The sequence below is a fragment of the Sphingobium sp. Leaf26 genome, assembly GCF_001421665.1.
Lineage (GTDB): Bacteria > Pseudomonadota > Alphaproteobacteria > Sphingomonadales > Sphingomonadaceae > Sphingobium.
Window position 1 is genome coordinate 1 of the sequence record NZ_LMKV01000030.1, and the last position, 19499, is coordinate 19499.

The window sequence follows — 19499 nt, forward strand, 5'->3', positions numbered from 1 at the left end:
CAAGCGCTTTCGAAGGATCGCCCTGCGCTGCGAGAAAACCATCTCTGCCTTCATGGGCTTCGTCCATCTCGCGTGCGCCATGATCTGGATACGGTGAATGCAGACAGAGCCTAGGGCTATTGCATCATCCCCGACGCGCTGCCGCCGGCAAGGATCGCCGCGCTCGACGCCGACCTGGCCAGTGATTTCATTCGCACGCCCTTTGGCCAGGGCGGGTTCTACGGCACGACGACCAAGCGCTTCGGTCGGCTCCTGATCCGCTCGGGCCATGCCGCGGCGCTGGTCCAGCATCGGCTGGTGCTCGGTGTCGTCGAGACGATATTGTCACCCTGGTGCGATCGCATCCAGTTCAACACGACCCAGGCGATCGCGGTGCATCCAGGCGCGCCGGCGCAGCTGCCCCATCGTGACCAGAAGCGAGGTTCTCAAGCCTCGCCGCCGCCTTCGCAGCGCGCAGCCAGACTAACATTCTGGTTCACAGACGCAACACCGCATCGGAGATTGCAGTTGGGCTTGCCTGTCGATGTGAAAGGGCGAACGTCACCTTCACCCTTTTTCATGGCGCTTTGCCGTGACAATGGTCGTGATCATTCGGCATGGCCCTCGATCGAACAACGTATAATTCATCGTCGATCTCGTGCGTATCATGGAGGCCCCATGGAACACCCGTCGCACAGGCAGCGACCCGGTGAGGCAAGGCAGCGATCCGACGGCTTCAAACCTACCTTATCGATGCGCGCCTTTTTTCGATGCTTGCCGGGAGCCAGGCGCGTGATGGTTCGCACCGACCATCGTGATCGTTACGCAAGTCCTGCCTTTTCGACATGCGTAACAACAGGTTCGTCGCGTTCCTTGCGTTCCGAATAGCGATCGACCAGCTGGTCGGCATGGGGGCGTAGCAAAACGGTGAAGCGGACAAGTTCCTCCACGACATCGACGATACGATCATAATAGGCCGACGGCTTCATCCGCCCCGCTTCGTCGAACTCCTCATAGGCCTTTGCGACGGAGGATTGGTTGGGAATGGTGAACATCCGCATCCAGCGGCCCAGAACGCGCAACGTATTGATGCTGTTGAAGGATTGCGACCCCGCCGACACCTGCATGACCGCGAGAGTCCGCCCCTGTGTCGGTCGCAACCCTTTATAGGCCAGCGGCAGATGATCGACCTGCGCCTTCATGAGCCCGGTGATCTGGCCATGGCGTTCCGGGCTGCACCAGATTTGTCCTTCCGACCAGAGCGAATGCGCGCGCAATTCATGGACGGCGGGATGATCGTCGCCAGCGACCTGATCGGGCAGCGGCAAGTCGCGCGGGTCGAAGATGCGCGTCTCGCACCCGAAATATTGCAGCAGGCGCGCCGACTCCTCGACGACGAGTCGCGAATAGGACCGATCCCGCAGCGATCCGTAGAGCAGCAGGATACGGGGTGGCGGATCAAGTTCGCCAAGGCCCAGCGCCGGACGGTGGTACGCATAATCCTTGTGCAGTGCGGGCAACTCATCGGCATTCGTCAGCGTACGAAGATAGCGAAAGGCGCCGAGATCTGCGTTACGTTCCGTCATGGTCATGTCCGATCTCTTGCAGGAACCGTGTCCGGGAACCATCGCCGCCCGAACCAGAAGGCGACGTTCACCAGCAAGATCAGCACCGGCACCTCGACCAGCGGACCGATCACCGCTGCGAACGCAACCGGAGAAGCCAGGCCGAACGCGGCAATGGCAACCGCGATCGCCAGCTCGAAATTATTGCCCGCCGCCGTGAAGGCCACCGCCGTGGTGCGTGGATAGTCGCTGGCGATCAGCTTGCCCATGAAGAAGCTGATCGTGAACTGCACGACGAAATAGATGGTCAGCGGTATGGCGATGCGGATCGCGTCGCCGGGCAGCGTGACGATCTCGTTGCCTTTCAGACTGAACATCGCGACGATCGTGAACAACAGGGCGATCAGCGTGATGGGGCCGATCCTTGGCAGGAATAGGCCTTCATACCAGTCATTGCCCTTCGCCCTGACCAACAGTTTGCGGGTGAGATATCCCGCCAGGAACGGGACGCCGAGATAGATCAGCACAGCCTCTGCGATCGTCCAGAAACTGACGTCGATGACGCTGCCCTCCAGCCCGAACAGTGGCGGCAGGAAGGCAAGAAAGAACCAGGCATAGATGCTGAAGAACAGGATCTGGAAGATCGAATTGAACGCGACCAGCGCCGCGACATATTGATTGTCGCCCTTGGCCAACTGGTTCCAGACGATCACCATGGCGATGCAGCGGGCAAGCCCGATCAGGATCAGGCCCGTCATATATTCCGGCTGGTCACGCAGGAAGAGGACCGCCAGCGCGAACATCAGCACCGGCCCGATGATCCAGTTCTGGATCAGCGATATCGCCAGAACCCGCCTGTCCTCGAACACGCGCGGCAGTTCTTCATAGCGCACCCGCGCAAGCGGCGGATACATCATCAGGATAAGGCCGATGGCGATCGGCATATTCGTCGTGCCCCAGGACAGGGTGTTGATCGCTTGCGGCAGCCCTTCGACGCTCGTGCCCAGGCCGACGCCGAGCGCCATGGCCAGGAAAATCCACAAGGTCAGGTAGCGGTCGAGGAACGACAGGCGCGGACGACAGGTGTGGGTCATTGGGGTTCCTTGAGCGGAGGGGCGGAATCTCCGGCGCCCAGCGCAATCTGCATGTAGATGGTGTCGAGCCATCGGCCGAACTTGCGCCCCACCGATTGCATGCGACCAGCGTGCTGGAAGCCGAGGCGGGCATGAAGGGCGACCGACGCTGGTTCGCCACCCCCGATGACGGCGATCATCTGGCGAAATCCGGCCGCCTGCGCCTGCTTCAGCAGGGTGCCCAGAAGCGCCTTGCCGACGCCCCGGCCCAGGCGGTCGGGATGGACATAGATCGAGTTTTCGCAGGTCGATCCGTAAGCAGGCCGGTCACGGAATTGCGTAGCGTAGGCATAGCCCACCACTTCGCCGTCCTGCTCGGCGACCAGAAAGGGCCAGCCTCTTGTAGAACAGTCCGCGATCCTGCCTTCGGTTTCGACCAGTGAGCGCGGCGCGGTATCGAAACTGGCCGTGCCATGGCGGACATGATGGGCGTAGATGGCGGCAATCGCCGAAGCGTCGGCTGGAATTGCCTGACGGACAGCGGTCGCCGCCATCGTTCAGGCCGCGCCCATGCGGGCGCCAGTGGCATCCACCACCTGTTCGCCATCTTCCTTGGTAAAGGCGCCTTGCTGGGCCGCCGGGATCAGGTCGAGCACGGCTTCGGAAGGGCGGCAGAGTTTGACGCCCAGCGGCGACACCACCAAGGGGCAGTTGATGAGGATCGGATGCGCCATCATCGCATCGATCAGCGCGGCGTCGGACAGGCTGTCATCCCCCAGCCCCAGTTCTGCGAAGGGCGTGCCCTTTTCCCGCAGCAGGGCGCGGGGGGCGATCCTGGCCCGCGCAATCAGGCTTTCCAACATGGCGCGCGATGGCGGCGTCTTGAGATATTCCACGACATGCGGTTCGATACCCGCGTTACGGATCATAGCCAGTGCGTTGCGCGACGTGCCGCATTCCGGGTTGTGATAGATGATGATGTCCTGTGTCATAGGTCCGTTCCCGCCTTGTTGCTGGCACCGTCGCTTTGTCCGATTTCCTTGAGCTTGCGGCGGGTCGCCATGTCATCCAGGCTGGAGAGCGGCAGTGCCAGGAACAGGGCGATGCGGTTCTGCAGAAAGCGCAGCGCCTGGAGGAAAGGCGTCGCGCTGCCCCTCGCCCTCGACCACCGCGGGGTCTTCGATGCCCCAATGCGCGGTCATCGGATGGCCGATCCACACCGGGCAGGTCTCGCCTGCCGCATTGTCGCAGACGGTGAAGATGAAATCGAATTGCGGTGCACCCGGCACGGCGAACTCGTCCCAGCTTTTGGAGCGCATCCCCTCAACGTCGAAGCCCAGCCCCGAAAGGACCGACAGCGCCATGGGGTGAACGTCGCCCTTGGGCTGGCTGCCTGCACTCCAAGCGCGGAAACGGCCTTCGCCCAGCTTGTTCATCAACGCTTCGCCCAGAATGGAGCGGGCGGAATTGCCAGTGCACAGGAACAGGACGTTATAGACTTTGCCAGTCATGCTGAAGCTCCCTGGGAAACGGCATCGCAACGGATGGATGCAAGAAGGCTGTCGCACATCTGGGGATCGCCCTGGCAGCAATCGGCCATCAAAAAGCCGAGCAATGCCTGCATCCCGGCATAGTCCGCAGCATAGTGAATGAGACGGCTCGTCCGCCATGAGGTGGCAAGTCCGGCTTGCTCCAGCTTGGCCAGATGGTGGGACATGGTGGACGGCGGCACATCCATTGCCTGCGCAAGCGCGCCCGCAATCATGCCATCGGGACCGGCCTTCACCAGCAGGCGGAACACCGAAAGCCGCGTATCCTGTGCCAGCGCGGCAAGCGCGGCGACAGCTTTATCCTGGTCCATTGCTACCCTCGATTCGATCATCGTCGAATTATGGTCCCACAAGACGGCCGTCAATGATATTTCGAGAAATGCAAAAATATCGAATCATTGTCGTCTGTCTGTCATCATCGCGTGGAAGGAGCTTCTCAGAGAGGAGACCTTCCATGCTGGCAGCCCGTCGTTTCGCTTACCTATCGAGCGCAGGCTGTGGCCGAACTGGAACGTATCAAGGCGGATGCGCCGGTGATCGGCAAGGCGCGCAACGTGATCCTATTCATCGGCGACGGCATGGGGGTAGCCACCCTGACCGCAGCGCGCATCCATCAGGGGCAGCGGCAGGGCCTGGACGGTGAATCCTTCGTCCCCGCCATGGACCGCCTGTCCAACACCGCGCTGGTCAAGACCTACTCCCATGACGGGCAGGTGTCGGACTCGGCACCAACCGCGACGGCTATCCTGACCGGCGTCAAGACCCGCAATGGCGTCATCGGCATTGGACCCGAAGTACCGGAAAATGAGTGCGCGGTCAGCAAGGCGCATCGCCTGCCGTCGCTGTTCGGCTTCGCCCAGGCGCAGGGCATGGCGACCGGCGTCATCTCCACTGCGCGCATCATGCGACGCCTGCCGCCACCTATGCCTACACCGCCCAGCGCGACTGGGAAGCCGATGCCGACCTGTCAGCCGACGCCCGCGCCAACTTTCTACCGACGACGAGTCGCGACCCCAAATATGCCGCTGCCAAGGGAAAGCGCACCGATCGCAAAGACGTGACCAAAGCATGGCAGCGGCGCAATCCGCGTGGTGCCATGGCTGGAATTCGCTCCGGCTGTTCTCGCCGGCTGGATATAGTTCGCTTCCCGGCTGGATGATGCCGCCGCCCCATCATGAGGCAGTATGATCGACGCGGCTAAGGCCATCATGCTGCTGGGCTTTGGACGGATTGCGGGTATGAGTGGCCTTGCGGTGGGCGCGACAGATATGATGTCACGACCTTCGCTCCGTTCTCTCATCGCGACAGCCATTTTCATGCTTGCAGGTTCCGCAACCGTCGCGGTCGGTTGCGGCTATCGACCGCGCATATAGAATCCTGGTGCGGATGCGAACCGCCCTACTATAGCTGGAGCGCGTGCGGTCTCAACTGCTGAAGATAGGTTGGCCGCTGGGACTCCGCGCGAAAATGGCCGGTTCGGCGTAAGGGCGGCGCTGAACCGGCATCGTCCTTTAGAAAATGGCCGCCTTCACGCCCAGCACGAAGCGCGGGCCGTAATATTCGACCTGGAGTGGCCGATCCTTGCTGCCCAGATAATAATGCAGCTTCTGGTTGGTAAGATTGCTCGCCTCGCCGAACAGCGTGACCGATGGCGTGACCTGCCAGTTCACCGTCAGGTCGAGGCTGGTATAGGCGCCATAATAGCTGTCGCTGGCGGCATTCGACCCATATTCCTCAATGAAGGCACCCTTATAGTTGGCAGCTAGGCGGCTGGAGAAGCGGCCGTCGTCATAATAGATTGCGGCATTGGCCAGGTTGTTCGCCTGACGCGGCACTCGCACCTCGCGCCCATCCGGCAGGCTGAAATTCGATCGGATCAGCGTGTAGTTCGCATTGACGCCGAAATTCGACAGGAAGCCCGGCAGGAAGTTCAAGCGCCGCTGGACGTTCAACTCGAAGCCGTAAAGATCGCCGGACGCCCCGTTGGCGGGGGTCAGGAAGGCGACGCCATCGATGCCGCGATAGGTGTCGATCCGCCGCGAGTCATAGATGGGATTGCTGATCCGCTTGAAGAAGGCACCCGCCGAAACCACGCCGTCATTGCCGAAATAATGTTCGAACAGCAGGTCGCCGTTCCAGGCATAAGTGGGCTTGAGGTCGGGATTGCCGCCGGCGAACTCGAGATCGGCTTCGCTGAATGCGCCGCCGGGGGCGAGATCGCCAAAGTCAGGTCGGGCGAAGCTGCGCGTGATTGCAGCACGAAGGTTGGTGTCATCGGTGAAACGGTAGGTCAGGTGCAGTGACGGCAGGATCGACAGATAGTCGTTGGATCGCCGTTCATTGTCCAGCGCGCCGTTGACCAGCACCTGCCCCGAAACGGTGGTCTTGCTATGCTCCAGCCGCACGCCGCCTAGCAGCGTCACCGCATCGCTGGGGCTCCAAGTCGCCATGGCGTAACCGGCCACCTGCTTTTCGACGAGACGGAAGGTACGGCCCAGCGCACCGCCATTTTCCGCCGTCGCCGATCCGGCCGCATCCAGCACCAGATTACCGCGATTGGCGATATACCAGTTCACCAGATCCTTTTCGGACACGACCTGAGAAAATTGGCCGCTATATTGTTTGCCGATCGACAGTTCGTCGAGATAACCGCCACGCCCCGGCTGGTTCATCAGCGGGAAGTCGGCCAGCGTCGGCACTGGCCCTGCCGCCGGGTTCCAGGTGTAGAACAGATCCTCGAACGTCGCGTCGCGCAGCTTGTCGCGATATTTGGCGCCTGCCTTGAAAGTCAGCGTGTCGCTGGCGGGCAGCGTGACATTGCTCTCCAGGACGATGCGGTCGGTTTCCTTCACCCGGATCTTGTAGAGTTCCACGTTGGAAAGGCGGGTCAGCGATGGGTCCATCTGGAAAGAAGATGGCAGATGGTTGCTGATCGCATTGGCCGGATCGGTGCCGCCATCGATCTCATTATAGGCAAGGTTGCCTGATCCGCGATTTTCCAGCCCCTGATAGCCGACATTGCGCTGGTCGAAGCGGACCACGAAATAGCTGTTGTCGCGGCCATCGGGCGTGGCGCCATAGCGGAACAGATTTTCGTAATGCGCGGCCTTCCAGTCGATCTTGGCGCCACCGTCGCCCAGCATATGGATGCCGCCGACTTCGCCGCCCTTCAGTTCGGTGATCAGGGTATTGAAGATATTCTGCACCTCGACGCGGTTGGACGCGAAATTCAGGCGGTGCTTGTAATGTGTCTCGTCATCCTTGAGTGAACCGTAGATGCCGCGTGCGTAGAGCTTGCCGCCATCATCGAACGCGTACTCCATCGCGCCGTTGAGGCCGATCGTCTCACGGGTACCGGTATAATCGCGCAGTTCCAGGCGCGTGATGCCGATGCCGTCACCGCCGCGACGCGGCTCGTAATTGTCCGTTGCCCAGTTGCGCTTGTAATAGCTGCCCGAGAGGACAAAGCCGAATTTGCCGTCGGCGAACCGGTCGCCATACAGGCCGTTCAGCAAAAAGCCGCCTTTGTTGGCCTTTTCCGAATAATTGCCGCCCGCCGTAAGCTGGAGCGTGCGCTTGTCCGGCGCGGTCTTGGTGATGAAGTTGACGGAGCCGCCAATGGCGTCGCCTTCCATGTCCGGTGTGATCGCCTTGGCGACGACCACCTGCTCAATCAGTTCCGATGGGAAGAAATCGAAGGCCGTGGCCCGACTGGTCGTCTCTTCCTCGGCGGTCGGCAAACGGCTGCCGTTGATGAGGGTCGAATTCCACTGTGACGGCAGGCCACGCACGGCGACGAAGCGCCCTTCGCCCTGATCACGCTCGATCGCGACACCGGGCAGGCGCTGCACCGCTTCGGCGGCGTTGCGGTCGGGCAGGCGGCCGATGCCGTCGGAGGTGAGGACGTTGACGATATTGTCGGCCCGGCGCTGCGCTTCGATCGACTTCATTTCGCCGCTGACGATGGTGCCGGTGACGACGATGTCGTTGGCTGCATCGCTCTCGGCGGCCGGCACGACCTGTGCTTGTGCAGCGTTGGCAAAGATCAGCGCGCCAAGACTGACGGCCGATCCAAATATGGTCTTGTTCATGATCTCACCTCTTGATGGAAGGCGCGCCGAAGCGAAGCGCCAGTACATGAAGAGAGGGTTGACACCACATTGTCGCACCGCACCAATTCATTGGATGCATCGCAGCAATAGACGTCCACATCATTTGGATGCACGAAAATCGCCCCGTACGGATAGACCGGACGAGGCAATATTTCAGGTGCATTTCCGTCTCTTCAAATGATGTTTTTCTTCAACTTTGCCCGAAAATAGAACGCCGAGGCAGTTGCCATGATAAGACAAATCGCGGCCCCCGCATAAGCGAGCCAGATGAAGAAATGCAGCCAGTCAAGCGTGACGCCAGGCATGTTGCGCAGCAGCGTCAGGATCACGCTGCCGCCATAGCCAGAAGCGTCCGCAACATAGATGAGGAAGCCTGCTGTTCCCGTTGTACGGGTCGCGGCGACCAATCGGTCGAACAGCATCGCATTGAACGGCGTATAGCCCAGGTACAGGCCAAGCCCGGACAGGATCATCCATGTCAGCGGCGACAACCAGCCATATTGGAACGCCAGCGTGGACAATCCGATCAGCGCCGCGCCCAGCAAGACAATGGCATGCACGACCATCAGCGCGCGCACATTGTCGCGGATGAAAACCAGGCTGCCAAGCATGACCAGCGTCACGAACGCGATCGGCGCTTCACTGGCGGTAAACACGCCGGAAACCCCTGCATAGCCGAGGTCGGTCCATATCTCTGCTGCGAAATTGTCGCGGAAATCGCGGATCGCGGTAAACAGGACATAAGCGAGGACCAGGAATGCCACGCCCGGTCCGTACTCGCGCAGGAAAGCGCGACGTGCTTCCACCTGCATGGGCAGGCGCGCCATGCGTTCGGCCTGCTCCTGCTGCGTGGGGAGTGGTAATTGCGCAAGGCCGATCACCGCAACGATAAGCAGCGGGAGAAAAAGCAGCCCGGTCACGGCCGGCATCCAGAACTCGTCGACCGGAAAGCTGTTCATCAGCCACAGGCCGACCGACTTCACCATGCCGGATGACACGACGAAGCTGGCGCACAATATGGCGGCTATCACTTCGCTGGTGCGACGCCCTTCAACATAGCCGAACACAAGGCCCCAGATCATGCCGAGCGGCAGGCCATTGAGGAATAGCGCGGCGACTTTCCAGTTCGTCGGCAGGATAGCGAACAGCAGCAGGGCGACCCAGGACATGGCGATCAGCCCGATAATCGCCATACCGCGCCGAGTGGCGGCCATTTCCGACACGACCTTGACGCCAATGAACTTGGAGAGAGCGTAGCCAGCGACCTGCGCGATCACGAGGGCGATCTTGAAATCCAGCAGGCCTTCCCAACCCGGCACATCGGCATAGGTCGCCGCCGTGAAGGGCTTGCGAAAGGCATACATGGAGCAATAGGCGGCGAAGGCGGCAAGGCCCGCATAGAGCGAGAACAGGGCGGGATGCGCCTGCGCCAGCAGCCGCGTCAACATATTGCGCTGGCCAGCCGCAGCAGGTTCCACGACCAACCCCTCGACCGCCAGCGCTGTCACGCGGGTTGGCCGATCAGCGTGCGTGTGGGTGTCATGCCGGGCATCTGGCCTTTCGCCAGGGCGTCTTCGATCGCACCGACGGCCAGGCACAGATCGGCCACGCTTTCGATGACGAAGTCGGCGCCTGCGACCTCAAACTCACCGATGACGGGCGTCATGCGCGCCATCCGCTCGTCCTCCGGAAGGCCCGTGAAATCTTCATAGGTCATGCCGACGCCATTGCCCGATCCGGCAAGGCCGATGGTCCACAGGCCCGCATTGCGCCCCGCCACTATGCCGACGGGCGCGTCGTCGACGGCCACGCAGCGCCCTGTCGGCCATGCAGACAGTTCTGCCATCGCCTGCCACAGCATGAGCGGGGCGGGACGGCCCAGCGCCGTTTCACCAGCGCAGACGATCGCATCGGGCGCATAGCCCTGCTCGGCGGCGGCGGGGATGATGTCTGCCATCATGGTGCGGGTGTAGCCGGTGGTCGATCCCACCTTGATGCCCTTGTGGCGCAGTGCCGAGGCGCAGGTCGCCGCGCCGGGGATGAGGTCACGGCACAGCGACGCGCTGGCGGCCATCGCGGGTTCCAGTTCCACCATCAGCGCATCGACGTCGGCCTCGCTCCAGTCGCGTCCCTTGGCCGAATGCCAACGCCCTGCCATCGCGTCCTCCGACAGGATGGAGACAACATGCTCGCGCTTGGCCATGCCCATATAGCGGCGGATCGTACCTTCATCGGCGGACACCCCGGCCTTTTCAAAAACCTGATCCATCGCCATGACGGGCGCACGCGATCCGAAATCGATCATCGTGCCGGCCCAGTCGAACAGCACCGCAACAATATCCGACATCATGCAATCTCCTTGATCGGGGTATTGAGCGCCGCGCCGACCACCCGTTCGCCGATGGCGAAGGCGGTGGACATGCCCGCACCGCATGTCACCGCAATGACATGGACGTGGGGCGCGGCCTCATGGTGGAACCAGTTCTGTTTGGCCGAGGAGGCGTAAACGCCGATCCAGCGTTCGATCACCGGTGAAGGGGCGCCCAGCACGGCAGCAAACTCCTCCAGCATCAGCGAATCGATCCGTTCATGGTGGAAGGGATCGGGCGCATCGCCATAGTCATGGCTGTCACCGACCACGAGCGACCCGTCAGCGGACTGGACAGCGATCAGGTGGATGCCGACGTCCAGCAACTCCGGCTGTTCGGCGCGCAACTGCGCGGCAAGGGGCGCCGCTTCAGGCAGCGCAGCATAACCTTCGTAGCGAGCGAGACCCAAGTCGCTCATGACAGGCCGCGCCATGCGCCAGCCCGGCGCAGCCAAACGCAGCATCTGCAATTTGCAGCGCGTCACCTGATGCTCCGCCATCATGTCGGGGAAGAGCGCGTTGAGATCATCGCCGGGGCAGACGAAAATGGCGTCCGCCCGGACTTCCCCAGTACTCGTGACGACCAGCCCGCTCTCGCAGCCGATCACGGTGGCGGGCGGCGCGAAGGTGACACCCATATCCCGCTCCAGCCAGCCGGCGATCCGCGGCACCGCCTCGCGCGCTTCCACGCGCAGTTCGTGCGGGCTGACGAGCGCCGCCTCGCAAGGAGTGAAGGGCGTTTCGGGATCGAGCGCGCGAAGCTGCACATCGGTCAGCAGGTCGCAGCCTTCTCCCATCTCCGTCTGGCGGAACGCTTCCAGGACGGCCACGGCCGCCTGTCGCCGCACCGGCAGAACGAGGCCCGTCTGTTCGATCGCGATACCCGCACGCGGTGCGACGTCCGCCCACACGTCGCGCGCCCGGCGCGCCAGAGGCCACATATCATAGCGTTCCTGCCCGGTGACGGTGACGAAGCCGAAATTACGAATGCTGGCGCCGGTCGCGCGCGCGTTACGATCGATCACGATCACCCGCTTGCCCATCCGCGCCGCGGCCAAGGCGTGGGCCAAACCCACTATGCCCCGTCCGACTACCGCGACATCATAATGCCTGTTCATGCTGCTCTTGCCCGCCTGTGACCAACTTGTAACAATTCTGCGTCACAGGCTGTTTGGGTCACCCGCATCAGCAAGGCCAATGCATCTGAGGCATGGTGACCATAGACGCGCTTGCGGGCGCACTTTCAGGGGGCTGTATTGAGCGTCAATTTCCTTCACCTCCGCTCTTTCTACGCCGTGGCCAGCGAGCGCAGCGTCAGCAAGGCGGCTCGACGGCTCAACATCTCCCAACCAACCTTGTCCAAGCAGTTGAAGGCGCTCGAAGACCGCTACAAGGTCAAGCTGATCGAGGGAACACGCCCGCCATTGACGCTCACCACCGCAGGACGCGCGCTGTATAAAAAGTCTGCGGACCTGTTCGGCATCGCCGACGAAATCGGGGCGCTTTTAGGTGAGGACGATATCGACAGCGGTGCGCTGTTGCGTCTGGGCACGGATTCGCCCCCCTATGCCGCGGAATTCATGGCGGCGTTCAAGGCGCAAGTGCCAAATGCGCATTTTCGCGTCACCATTGCGAATGCGATGCAGACGAACGAGCTTCTGCTCAAGGCACAGATCGACATCGGCATCATCTGCGAGCCGCCGATCGAAACCGACTATACCTATACGCCGCTCTATGCGGATCGACTGGTTGCGATCCTGCCTGCATCATGGCCCGACGACGGACTGACGCTGTTCCCGATCGCGCGGCTGGCGCAGGAGGTCGTCCTTGTCCGCGAAGCGACATCGCGGACCCTGGCGGCGATGAACCGATTATTGGCTGACGCGGAGATCGCGCCGGGCCAGACGATGGAACTACATACGCGCGAAATGATTTGCGAGGGCGTGGCCCAAGGCATCGGCATGAGCCTGATGTTCGAGAAGGAATGCCCGCCCGACAGCCGTATTCGGGTCGTGCCGCTGGACACATGTTCGTCGCTGATCGAGGTAAAGGGCTATCTGGCCGTGCGGACGGAGCGTAAACGGATGCCTTTGATCCGTCAGTCCATGATCACCGCCAAGATGATGGCCGGCAGATGATGCGTGGCATCGGGTTTTGTCGGTTTCCTTGATCCTGTATTCAGTCCTGTTCTGACCTTTTCCAGCATAAGTTTCCATGTTAGCTTGCAGATATCAAATAGCGAGGGGCCGATGTGATGTTGCTCACCAGGTTGATAGCTACCTTTGTAGCAGTTTCCCTCCTTGTTCCTGCCGCTGCGCATGCCCGACGACATGATGATTGGCACAAGGACCATCGCCATGATCGTGACCGGGGGAGCGATGCTGCAGCGGGTGTAGCACTAGGCGTTGGCCTGGTTGCGATCGCCGCTGCGGTGGCAGCAAAGAACAAACGGAAGGCCGAAGAGCGGCGAGACGGCTATCGATACGGATATGGCGGCAGCTATGGCAGTGATGCCTATTCACCGTCGCGCGATGTGCTTTGCTACCGTGGGGAGCGGCGTTGCTTTGTCCGTGGGCAATTTTCCTACGAATGGACGGATAGTCAATTTCAGTATGATCCTTATCGGCGGGGATATTGACCATGCGATTTCACCTTTTGGCGATCGCCGTTGCATTGGCGGCTGTTCCCCCTGCATCGGGCCAGACGACAGCCCCCCCCACATCACCATCCGCCGCGATCAACATGGACCTTGCCGCGACCGATGCTATCCGCTCGACGCTTGGCGCAGATGTCGACGAGGGCCATATCGCGATGCTTCTGGCGCTTGGCCACCAGCAGGCCGTGGCGGCGACCTGTCCCGGCTTCGCGATCGATCCGCGCGCATTCTCCAACGAGTTTGACCTCATTTATGACGACGCGCAGGGGAAGCCGCGCGCGCTTGACTCGAACCAGAAAACGGCACTGGAGCGCAAGGCGACCTTCGCTTTCGGCACGGCGTTCGGCGCCCAGATCGCCATAGCGGCGAATGACCATGGGGCCTTTTGTCAGGCTGCTGCGCAGGAACGCACGGGTGGCAAGGTCGCGCACCTGATCTGGGCGAAATAACAAAGCTGCCCTTCGGCTGTCAGATAGCCGATTCTGGCTTTGTCGGAGGCAAAGATGGGCATCAAGCCGAACTGGCGTGCGGCTGTCGCCCTTTACGGCCTGTATAATGCCATCATCTTTGTGACATGGACCGCAGTGGGCGCGCGTTATACCGACATGGTATCGGAACGCGTCGCGCTGACCAGCCTGGATCTGCCGCTTGGCCTGGGTGCGCTGTTCTGCGTACTCGCGGTCAGTTGGCTCGGATGGTGGCGCCCGGCCACAACGGAGGTCGGCTTGGCCGGCTCCCGATGGGCGGCGGGTCTTGTCCTGTTCGGCGTGATCGGGATGGTCGTCGTCAATGGCATGGCGACCGACTGGTCGAGTTTTTCCCGAACCCACTTGGCCATGCTGGTCGCCGCCGGACTTCTGGTGGGCTTCAACGAAGGACTGGTGACGCGCGGCGTGCTGGTGACTGGAATACGCGGATCTACCTCGAAAGAAACTTGGGTCTGGTTCTGGTCCTCAGCCCTGTTCGGCGCGATGCATATTCCCAACGCGCTGTTCGGGATTCCCCTGGTCGCCTCCCTTATCCAGTGCGTTTTTGCCGGGCTGATGGGCGGCGCCTTCTACGCTCTGTGCCGCGTGAGCGGGAGCATCTGGTTGCCGATGGTCCTTCATGGCGCGTGGGACTTCACCTCTTTCAGCGCACAGGCATCGGGCGCCAACCCTGCGCTGTCGCCCGTCTTTCAGTTCGGAACCTATATATTGGCGATTGTTGCCGTCGTCGCGCTGCTGCGGCATGATCGTAGATCGACACGGCCTGCGCCGACCTGAACGGTTGGAAAATCATTGCCCCGCGACATGTGTAGAAAGGCATACCGATCCCCCGCTTACTGCTCCGCTGCCTGGGACTTCTCTTCGCTCTCGCATTCGCTTTGCCGTCGGCTATCGCGCAGACGGCACCGGATGACTGGCGCGCGATCGACAAATGGCGCCAGACTTCGGCCATGGTCGAAGCGCTCGTGGACCTACCACTATCCCATCGCGCCCGCGTCACGATCGATCATTGGGAAGATGTTCGGGTGGACCTGACGGTCCAGCGCGAATTGTCCAATGCTCTGGCCCAACGCGGGACGTTGAAGGGCCGGATCGCAAGAGCGCAACTGGCGGAGTTGGACCTAGGCTCGACAAAAGGAGGGAGCGAACTCTCTTGGATCAAGCAAAAGCGCAACGAACTGAATGAGAAGATTGCGCGAGAGGAAGGCCCGGCTATCGCATCGCGCGATATCTATGCACGCGACGGCGTGCTGATCCATGAAATCGACCAGATATTGCGTCAGAAACGACGCCAGAAACTGTTCGCGCATGATGGTCCGATATTCGTGCCCGCAACCTGGGTCGCTGCTGTGCATGACTTGCGCGCCGGCAAGGTTGGCCTCGCCGCGCCGACTCCGACGCAGCAACCCAGCAGCGCTCTCGTCGGTATTCCCCTCGCATTTCGCCTGGCCATGGTGGCGGTTATCGGAATCGTTATAGGCTTGGTTGCCATGCGGTCCCGGACGACCCTGAGGGTCGCAATCGACCGGCGCAGCATTCCTTCGGGCTCGCCGCGTAGCAGGCTAGGCCTCGCTTTCGCGCGTGATCTGCTCGATATTGCCATGCCGACGATCGCTCTGCTGATCGTCCTGGCGAGTATCGGCTTGCTGGCGTCGGACCTTCCGTTTCTGGCGGCGCTGAGCGGACAAATCATTCTTGCGGGCCTGACGGTGATCTATGCGCGATGGCTGGGTCAGAGCCTGTTCGCACCCGCCTTCCCGGCCGCGCAGTTGGTGCTGTTGCCCGAAGGCACGAGCGCGACAAGCATCAGACTGATGACGGGCATCGGCTTCGCCATGGCGGCCGATCAGCTTATCGACTATATCGACGAGCAGCCTGGAAGTTCGGCGGCCGTTGGATCGCTGCTGTCGTTCGCTATCGTTGCGGTCGTCAGTTTCCTGATGTGGCGACTGGCGCGCATCCTACGATATGCGCGGGGAGCCAGAAGCGCGGTCGCAAAAGCCGATGCCGCACATATTGACATGGAGCATCCGAACGATGCGGTAAAGCCCGTTGCGCGGCTCATGACGATCGCTGCGGCGCTTGCGTCGCTGGCCGCCCTATCAGGCTATGTCGCCCTGGCACGCTATCTGTTGACGTCCACACTGATGTCGTTGGCAGCGGTCTGTACCAGCCTGTTTCTATACCGATCGCTGACGGAAGCGAGCGAACTTCTTTTCCACCGTCAGGAACATACGGGGTCGCGCTATCTCCAGTTGCTTCCGCTTGCCTTTGGCTTTGTCCTCTTCCTGTTCACGTTTCCCATCATAGCGGTGATGTGGGGTATCAGTACCGAACAGGTGATAGACGCTATATTGGCGCTCAAAAACGGGGTCGCGGTCGGTCAGGTTCGGGTGTCGTTCGGCAGCGTGATGACGTTCATGCTGGTGTTCCTGCTTGGCTATGCCCTGACACGCTGGCTCCAGCGCGTGCTGCATTATGCGGTGTTGGACCGTCTGCGCATCGAAACCGGCGCACGGTCGGCCGTCCTGACGGGCTTTGGCTATATCGGCCTTACCCTTTCGGCCCTGGTCGCGATCACAGCCGCGGGCCTCGACCTATCGAGCCTTGCCTTCATTGCGGGCGCGCTTTCGGTTGGCGTCGGCTTTGGCCTGCAATCGGTGGTCGCCAACTTCGTAAGCGGCATCATCCTGCTGATCGAGCGCCCGATAAAGGTCGGCGACTGGATCGAAGTCGGCGTCTATTCCGGGCATGTGCGCAAGGTCGCCTTTCGTTCGACCCATATCGAGACGTTCGACCGCCATGAGGTGATCATCCCCAATAGCGATCTGATTTCTGGCAGCGTGACCAACCTGACCTATGGCGACAGCTTGGGTCGGATCACATTGCCGATCGGCATTGCCTATGGCAGCGACGTCGATGCAGCCAGAGCACTACTGCTGGACGTTATATCGGGTCATGAACGCGTTCTGAGCAGGCCCGAACCCAGCGTGATCCTGGATAGCTTGGGAGACAGCGCAATCAATCTCAAGGCCATGTGTTTTGTCGAAAATGTGAACCAGCGCCAGTCCGCACGGTCCGACCTCTATTTTGCTATTCTGAAGGCTCTGCAGCAAGCTGGGATCGCGATCCCCGTTCCGCAGCGCGAACTGTGGGTGCACGCGGCCGATGCCGACGCTTGCGGATTGCACACCGCTGATGGAGCGACTTAGTCCATGCCTTCCGACATCCAAATCGCGGTCTTTGGAACGCGCAGCTACGATCGCGAATTCCTGGCCACCGCCAATGCGGTGCATGGCTTCGACCTGCAGTTCATTGATGCCCCTCTCACGACATTGACCGCCCGCCTGGCAAGCGGGCACCAGGCCGTCTGTGTGTTCGTCAACGACGTTGCCGATCGCGCCGTGCTCGAAGCCCTGGCGTCGGGTGGCGTCCGATTGCTAGCCTTACGCTGCGCAGGCTATAATAATGTCGACCTGACTGCCGCCGCAGAACTCGGCATCGCCGTGGTACGCGTGCCGGCCTATTCACCCCATGCCGTGTCGGAGTTCACGATCGGCATGCTGCTGTCGCTCGACCGCAAGATTCATCGCGCATGGTCTCGAGTACGGGAGAATAATTTCGCGCTGGATGGTCTGGTTGGGCGCAATCTCCATGGCCGGGTGGCAGGTGTGGTGGGAACGGGGCAGATCGGTGCGCTTGTCGCGCGGGCGTTGCGGGCGGGCTTTGGTTGCGAGGTTCTGGCCAGCGATCCGATCGTGAACCCCGAACTGCTCGATATCGGCGTGCGCTACGTGGATCGAGACGTTCTTCTGCGCGAAGCCGACATCATATCGCTCCATTGCCCGCTTACGCCCGAAACGCGGCACCTCATCAATGCACAGGTGCTGGACGCGGCCAAGCCTGGCCTCGTCATCGTCAACACCAGTCGGGGCGCACTGATCGACGCCACAGCCCTGATTGACGCGCTCAAGCGGCGGCAGGTTGGCGGCGTCGCGCTCGATGTCTACGAACAGGAAGCCGGCATCTTCTTCGACGACCTTTCCAGTGAAATCATCGACGATGACGTGCTGCAGCGGCTGCTGACATTCCCCAATGTCCTGATGACGGGCCACCAGGCCTTTCTCACGGAAGAAGCGCTGACGGCGATCGCACAGACAACCCTGGCGAGTATTGCCGATTTTGCCGCCGACCGCCCGTTGCAAAATCGGGTGGACCTTGGAGGCATATTGGGCAGTTGACGCCCGCTACAGCAACGGCGTCAAAAGTCGGGCGAGGTTTTCCAACGGTCGCATCAAACGTGGGCGAGATCTCCACTCTGCCAGGGTCAAAATGTCGCTGGCGTGTCTGTAGCCGCAGTGAATCTGCTCAAGCGCCTGCGTTGCGGCGGGATCGTGGATCAACAGGCTGATCTCGGCATTGAGCATGAAGGAGCGTATGTCCGCATTGCTTGATCCCACCAGGCCGATACGGCCATCCACGGAAACGCTCTTGGCATGCAACAGGCGGTCACGGTATCGGAAGAGATGGACACCCGCATGGAGAAGCTCATCATAAAATGATCGTTGGGCGAGCCTGACCAGATATTGGTCCACGACCATCGATACGATGATATGCACCGAGACACCGCGATCGACCGCGTTCTTCAATGCCACCATCAGCGCATCATCCGGGATGAGATAGGGCGTAACGATGGTGACCTCGTCCTTAGCGGCGTGAATGGCTTCGACCAGTAGCCGTTCATAGCCGAGCGATGGGTGGTCTGGACTACTGGGCATGGGCTGCAGCACCAGTGCGCCGCTGGCTGGGGGTATGATCGGATGATCGAGCAGTTGGGCCGATTCAAGGTGCCAGTCCGTCAAGAACGTCGCTTCCAGGGCAGCGACCACCGGCCCATCGACACGCGCCACCAGCTCATCATTGACGATTCCGCCCTTGAAGTCGCGATCGACAATGTTGAGCGATCCGATAAATCCTGTGCAGCCGTCGATCAGGCAAAGCTTGCGATGATTGCGAAGGTCGCGACGCAGCCGACGCAGGAGGAAACCGATCGGAAGTGTCAGTCGCGCGTCAACGCCGGCTCCCCGCAATTTGGCCATGCTGCGCTTCGACCAGGGCCTGCTTCCAAGCGCGTCAACCAGCACACGGACATCGACCCCCCGCGCCACCGCGCGGCCCAATGCGTCAATGAACAATGTTCCGGTATGGTCGTCAGCGAAGATATAGGTCTGAAGATGGACGCTCCTGACGGCGCCGTCGATCGCTTCCACCATGGCCGCAACGATGTCTGCATAGTGGGTCTGAAAGGCGAGGCTATTGCCCGCGCAGGCAGGAAAACCGCCCAGGCGCTGTACCAACTGGGATAGCTGGCTTGGTGCGGACGTCGGCAACGGCATTGCGCCAGCGACATGGTCACGCAGCGGCGCGCTCGTCAAAAAGCGCTGGTGGCGCCATCGTGGAAAACGGGCACGTCCTATCATCCGGTATAGAAGGAGAGCAGGAAGTGGGAGAAACATCACCAGCAGCAGCCAGCTGCGCGCGGCTTCCGGTGGCCTGCGCAGCGGTATGACCACGATCATGCATATCCGTATCGCCCACTCCAGGAGCAAGTAGGCAAGCGCTAGATGGGCAGCATCGAACATTCTCATGCCATAGCAGGTTCAAGCTCTCAGGCGAACGCGGACCGGCCATGTTCGCTGCTCAGTGGT

19 protein-coding genes and 2 pseudogenes are annotated in these 19499 nt (G+C 61.3%); 9 read left to right on the forward strand and 12 right to left on the reverse strand.

What is annotated here, in order from left to right; genetic code table 11:
- Together ASE85_RS22655 and ASE85_RS24085 are read left to right on the forward strand one after the other, a co-directional pair.
- Positions 1-97 (forward strand): annotated as a pseudogene (locus tag ASE85_RS22655) (IS5-like element IS711 family transposase); the annotation flags it as partial.
- A 77-nt stretch (positions 98-174) separates the two neighbouring features.
- The gene (locus ASE85_RS24085; RefSeq protein WP_235523624.1) at positions 175-867 is read left to right on the forward strand and encodes a hypothetical protein; all 693 of its coding nucleotides are present in this window, start codon (positions 175-177) and stop codon (positions 865-867) included.
- Here ASE85_RS24085 and arsH read toward each other — a convergent pair.
- The 6 genes and pseudogenes from arsH to ASE85_RS18630 all read right to left on the reverse strand — a co-directional run bounded on the left by arsH (position 801) and on the right by ASE85_RS18630 (position 4499).
- Complete coding sequence (gene arsH, locus ASE85_RS18605) at positions 801-1571, reverse strand: arsenical resistance protein ArsH (protein WP_235523612.1); 771 nt, start codon at positions 1569-1571, stop codon at positions 801-803. The genes ASE85_RS24085 and arsH overlap by 67 nt on opposite strands.
- Positions 1568-2638 carry an ACR3 family arsenite efflux transporter gene (arsB, locus tag ASE85_RS18610; RefSeq protein WP_056692106.1) on the reverse strand — a complete coding sequence of 357 codons (1071 nt, stop codon included), beginning with the start codon at positions 2636-2638 and terminating at the stop codon, positions 1568-1570. Before arsB ends, arsH begins: the two co-directional genes overlap by 4 nt.
- Positions 2635-3171 carry a GNAT family N-acetyltransferase gene (locus ASE85_RS18615; RefSeq protein WP_056692109.1) on the reverse strand — a complete coding sequence of 179 codons (537 nt, stop codon included), beginning with the start codon at positions 3169-3171 and terminating at the stop codon, positions 2635-2637. The genes arsB and ASE85_RS18615 overlap by 4 nt, the downstream gene beginning before the upstream one ends.
- Positions 3172-3174: 3 nt before the next feature.
- On the reverse strand, positions 3175-3609 hold the full coding sequence (gene arsC / locus ASE85_RS18620) for an arsenate reductase (glutaredoxin) (RefSeq protein WP_056692112.1): 435 nt from the start codon (positions 3607-3609) through the stop codon (positions 3175-3177).
- Positions 3606-4128 (reverse strand): annotated as a pseudogene (locus ASE85_RS18625) (arsenate reductase ArsC). The gene arsC and the pseudogene ASE85_RS18625 overlap by 4 nt, the downstream one beginning before the upstream one ends.
- Complete coding sequence (locus ASE85_RS18630) at positions 4125-4499, reverse strand: ArsR/SmtB family transcription factor (protein WP_235523613.1); 375 nt, start codon at positions 4497-4499, stop codon at positions 4125-4127. Before ASE85_RS18630 ends, ASE85_RS18625 begins: the two are co-directional and overlap by 4 nt.
- 165 nt (positions 4500-4664) lie before the next feature.
- On the opposite strand from ASE85_RS18630, the gene ASE85_RS18635 reads away from it, so the two are divergent.
- Complete coding sequence (locus ASE85_RS18635) at positions 4665-5228, forward strand: alkaline phosphatase (protein WP_056692120.1); 564 nt, start codon at positions 4665-4667, stop codon at positions 5226-5228.
- A 450-nt stretch (positions 5229-5678) separates the two neighbouring features.
- Here ASE85_RS18635 and ASE85_RS18645 read toward each other — a convergent pair whose 3' ends face one another.
- From ASE85_RS18645 to ASE85_RS18660, 4 genes are all read right to left on the reverse strand, one after another.
- A complete protein-coding gene (locus tag ASE85_RS18645) occupies positions 5679-8258 on the reverse strand; it encodes a TonB-dependent receptor (protein WP_056692126.1) in 2580 nt (859 codons plus the stop codon).
- A 194-nt stretch (positions 8259-8452) separates the two neighbouring features.
- On the reverse strand, positions 8453-9787 hold the full coding sequence (locus tag ASE85_RS18650) for a DUF5690 family protein (protein WP_235523614.1): 1335 nt from the start codon (positions 9785-9787) through the stop codon (positions 8453-8455).
- Positions 9784-10629 carry a phosphonoacetaldehyde hydrolase gene (gene phnX / locus ASE85_RS18655; RefSeq protein ID WP_056692129.1) on the reverse strand — a complete coding sequence of 282 codons (846 nt, stop codon included), beginning with the start codon at positions 10627-10629 and terminating at the stop codon, positions 9784-9786. Before phnX ends, ASE85_RS18650 begins: the two co-directional genes overlap by 4 nt.
- Positions 10626-11765: a TIGR03364 family FAD-dependent oxidoreductase gene (locus tag ASE85_RS18660; protein WP_056692132.1), complete on the reverse strand. Its 1140-nt coding sequence runs from the start codon at positions 11763-11765 to the stop codon at positions 10626-10628. Before ASE85_RS18660 ends, phnX begins: the two co-directional genes overlap by 4 nt.
- Positions 11766-11903: 138 nt before the next feature.
- Between ASE85_RS18660 and ASE85_RS18665 the strand changes: the two genes are divergently transcribed.
- From ASE85_RS18665 to ASE85_RS18675, 4 genes are all read left to right on the forward strand, one after another.
- Positions 11904-12785 (forward strand): LysR family transcriptional regulator, encoded by an 882-nt coding sequence (locus ASE85_RS18665; RefSeq protein ID WP_056692135.1) that lies wholly within the window; start codon positions 11904-11906, stop codon positions 12783-12785.
- A gap of 113 nt (positions 12786-12898) precedes the next feature.
- Complete coding sequence (locus ASE85_RS23215) at positions 12899-13285, forward strand: hypothetical protein (RefSeq protein WP_156358424.1); 387 nt, start codon at positions 12899-12901, stop codon at positions 13283-13285.
- A 2-nt stretch (positions 13286-13287) separates the two neighbouring features.
- Complete coding sequence (locus ASE85_RS18670; protein WP_156358425.1) at positions 13288-13752, forward strand: hypothetical protein; 465 nt, start codon at positions 13288-13290, stop codon at positions 13750-13752.
- 54 nt (positions 13753-13806) lie between these two features.
- Positions 13807-14568, forward strand: coding sequence for a CPBP family intramembrane glutamic endopeptidase (locus ASE85_RS18675; RefSeq protein ID WP_056692143.1), 762 nt, complete (start codon positions 13807-13809; stop codon positions 14566-14568).
- Positions 14569-14912: 344 nt separating this feature from the next.
- On the opposite strand, the gene ASE85_RS23430 is transcribed toward ASE85_RS18675, so the two are convergent.
- On the reverse strand, positions 14913-15146 hold the full coding sequence (locus ASE85_RS23430) for a hypothetical protein (protein WP_162237484.1): 234 nt from the start codon (positions 15144-15146) through the stop codon (positions 14913-14915).
- Between the two features lie 3 nt (positions 15147-15149).
- On the opposite strand from ASE85_RS23430, the gene ASE85_RS18680 reads away from it, so the two are divergent.
- On the forward strand, positions 15150-17003 hold the full coding sequence (locus tag ASE85_RS18680) for a mechanosensitive ion channel family protein (RefSeq protein WP_162237485.1): 1854 nt from the start codon (positions 15150-15152) through the stop codon (positions 17001-17003).
- A 15-nt stretch (positions 17004-17018) separates the two neighbouring features.
- On the forward strand, positions 17019-18032 hold the full coding sequence (locus tag ASE85_RS18685) for a 2-hydroxyacid dehydrogenase (RefSeq protein WP_056692642.1): 1014 nt from the start codon (positions 17019-17021) through the stop codon (positions 18030-18032).
- A 6-nt stretch (positions 18033-18038) separates the two neighbouring features.
- On the opposite strand, the gene ASE85_RS18690 is transcribed toward ASE85_RS18685, so the two are convergent.
- Entirely contained in the window at positions 18039-19370 is a 1332-nt protein-coding gene (locus ASE85_RS18690) for a phospholipase D-like domain-containing protein (RefSeq protein WP_235523615.1), read from the reverse strand.
- Between the last annotated feature and the right edge of the window lie 129 nt (positions 19371-19499).

Coding starts and splice junctions, on each gene's coding strand:
- arsH (WP_235523612.1), bottom strand. CDS start 1,571: ATGACCATGACGGAACGTAACGCAGATCTCGGCGCCTTTCGCTATCTT.
- ASE85_RS18675 (WP_056692143.1), top strand. CDS start 13,807: ATGGGCATCAAGCCGAACTGGCGTGCGGCTGTCGCCCTTTACGGCCTG.
- ASE85_RS18630 (WP_235523613.1), bottom strand. CDS start 4,499: ATGATCGAATCGAGGGTAGCAATGGACCAGGATAAAGCTGTCGCCGCG.
- ASE85_RS18660 (WP_056692132.1), bottom strand. CDS start 11,765: ATGAACAGGCATTATGATGTCGCGGTAGTCGGACGGGGCATAGTGGGT.
- arsC (WP_056692112.1), bottom strand. CDS start 3,609: ATGACACAGGACATCATCATCTATCACAACCCGGAATGCGGCACGTCG.
- arsB (WP_056692106.1), bottom strand. CDS start 2,638: ATGACCCACACCTGTCGTCCGCGCCTGTCGTTCCTCGACCGCTACCTG.
- ASE85_RS18615 (WP_056692109.1), bottom strand. CDS start 3,171: ATGGCGGCGACCGCTGTCCGTCAGGCAATTCCAGCCGACGCTTCGGCG.
- ASE85_RS18645 (WP_056692126.1), bottom strand. CDS start 8,258: ATGAACAAGACCATATTTGGATCGGCCGTCAGTCTTGGCGCGCTGATC.
- ASE85_RS23430 (WP_162237484.1), bottom strand. CDS start 15,146: ATGCACAGCAGCGACCCAGGTTGCGGGCACGAATATCGGACCATCATG.
- phnX (WP_056692129.1), bottom strand. CDS start 10,629: ATGATGTCGGATATTGTTGCGGTGCTGTTCGACTGGGCCGGCACGATG.
- ASE85_RS18670 (WP_156358425.1), top strand. CDS start 13,288: ATGCGATTTCACCTTTTGGCGATCGCCGTTGCATTGGCGGCTGTTCCC.
- ASE85_RS18690 (WP_235523615.1), bottom strand. CDS start 19,370: ATGATCGTGGTCATACCGCTGCGCAGGCCACCGGAAGCCGCGCGCAGC.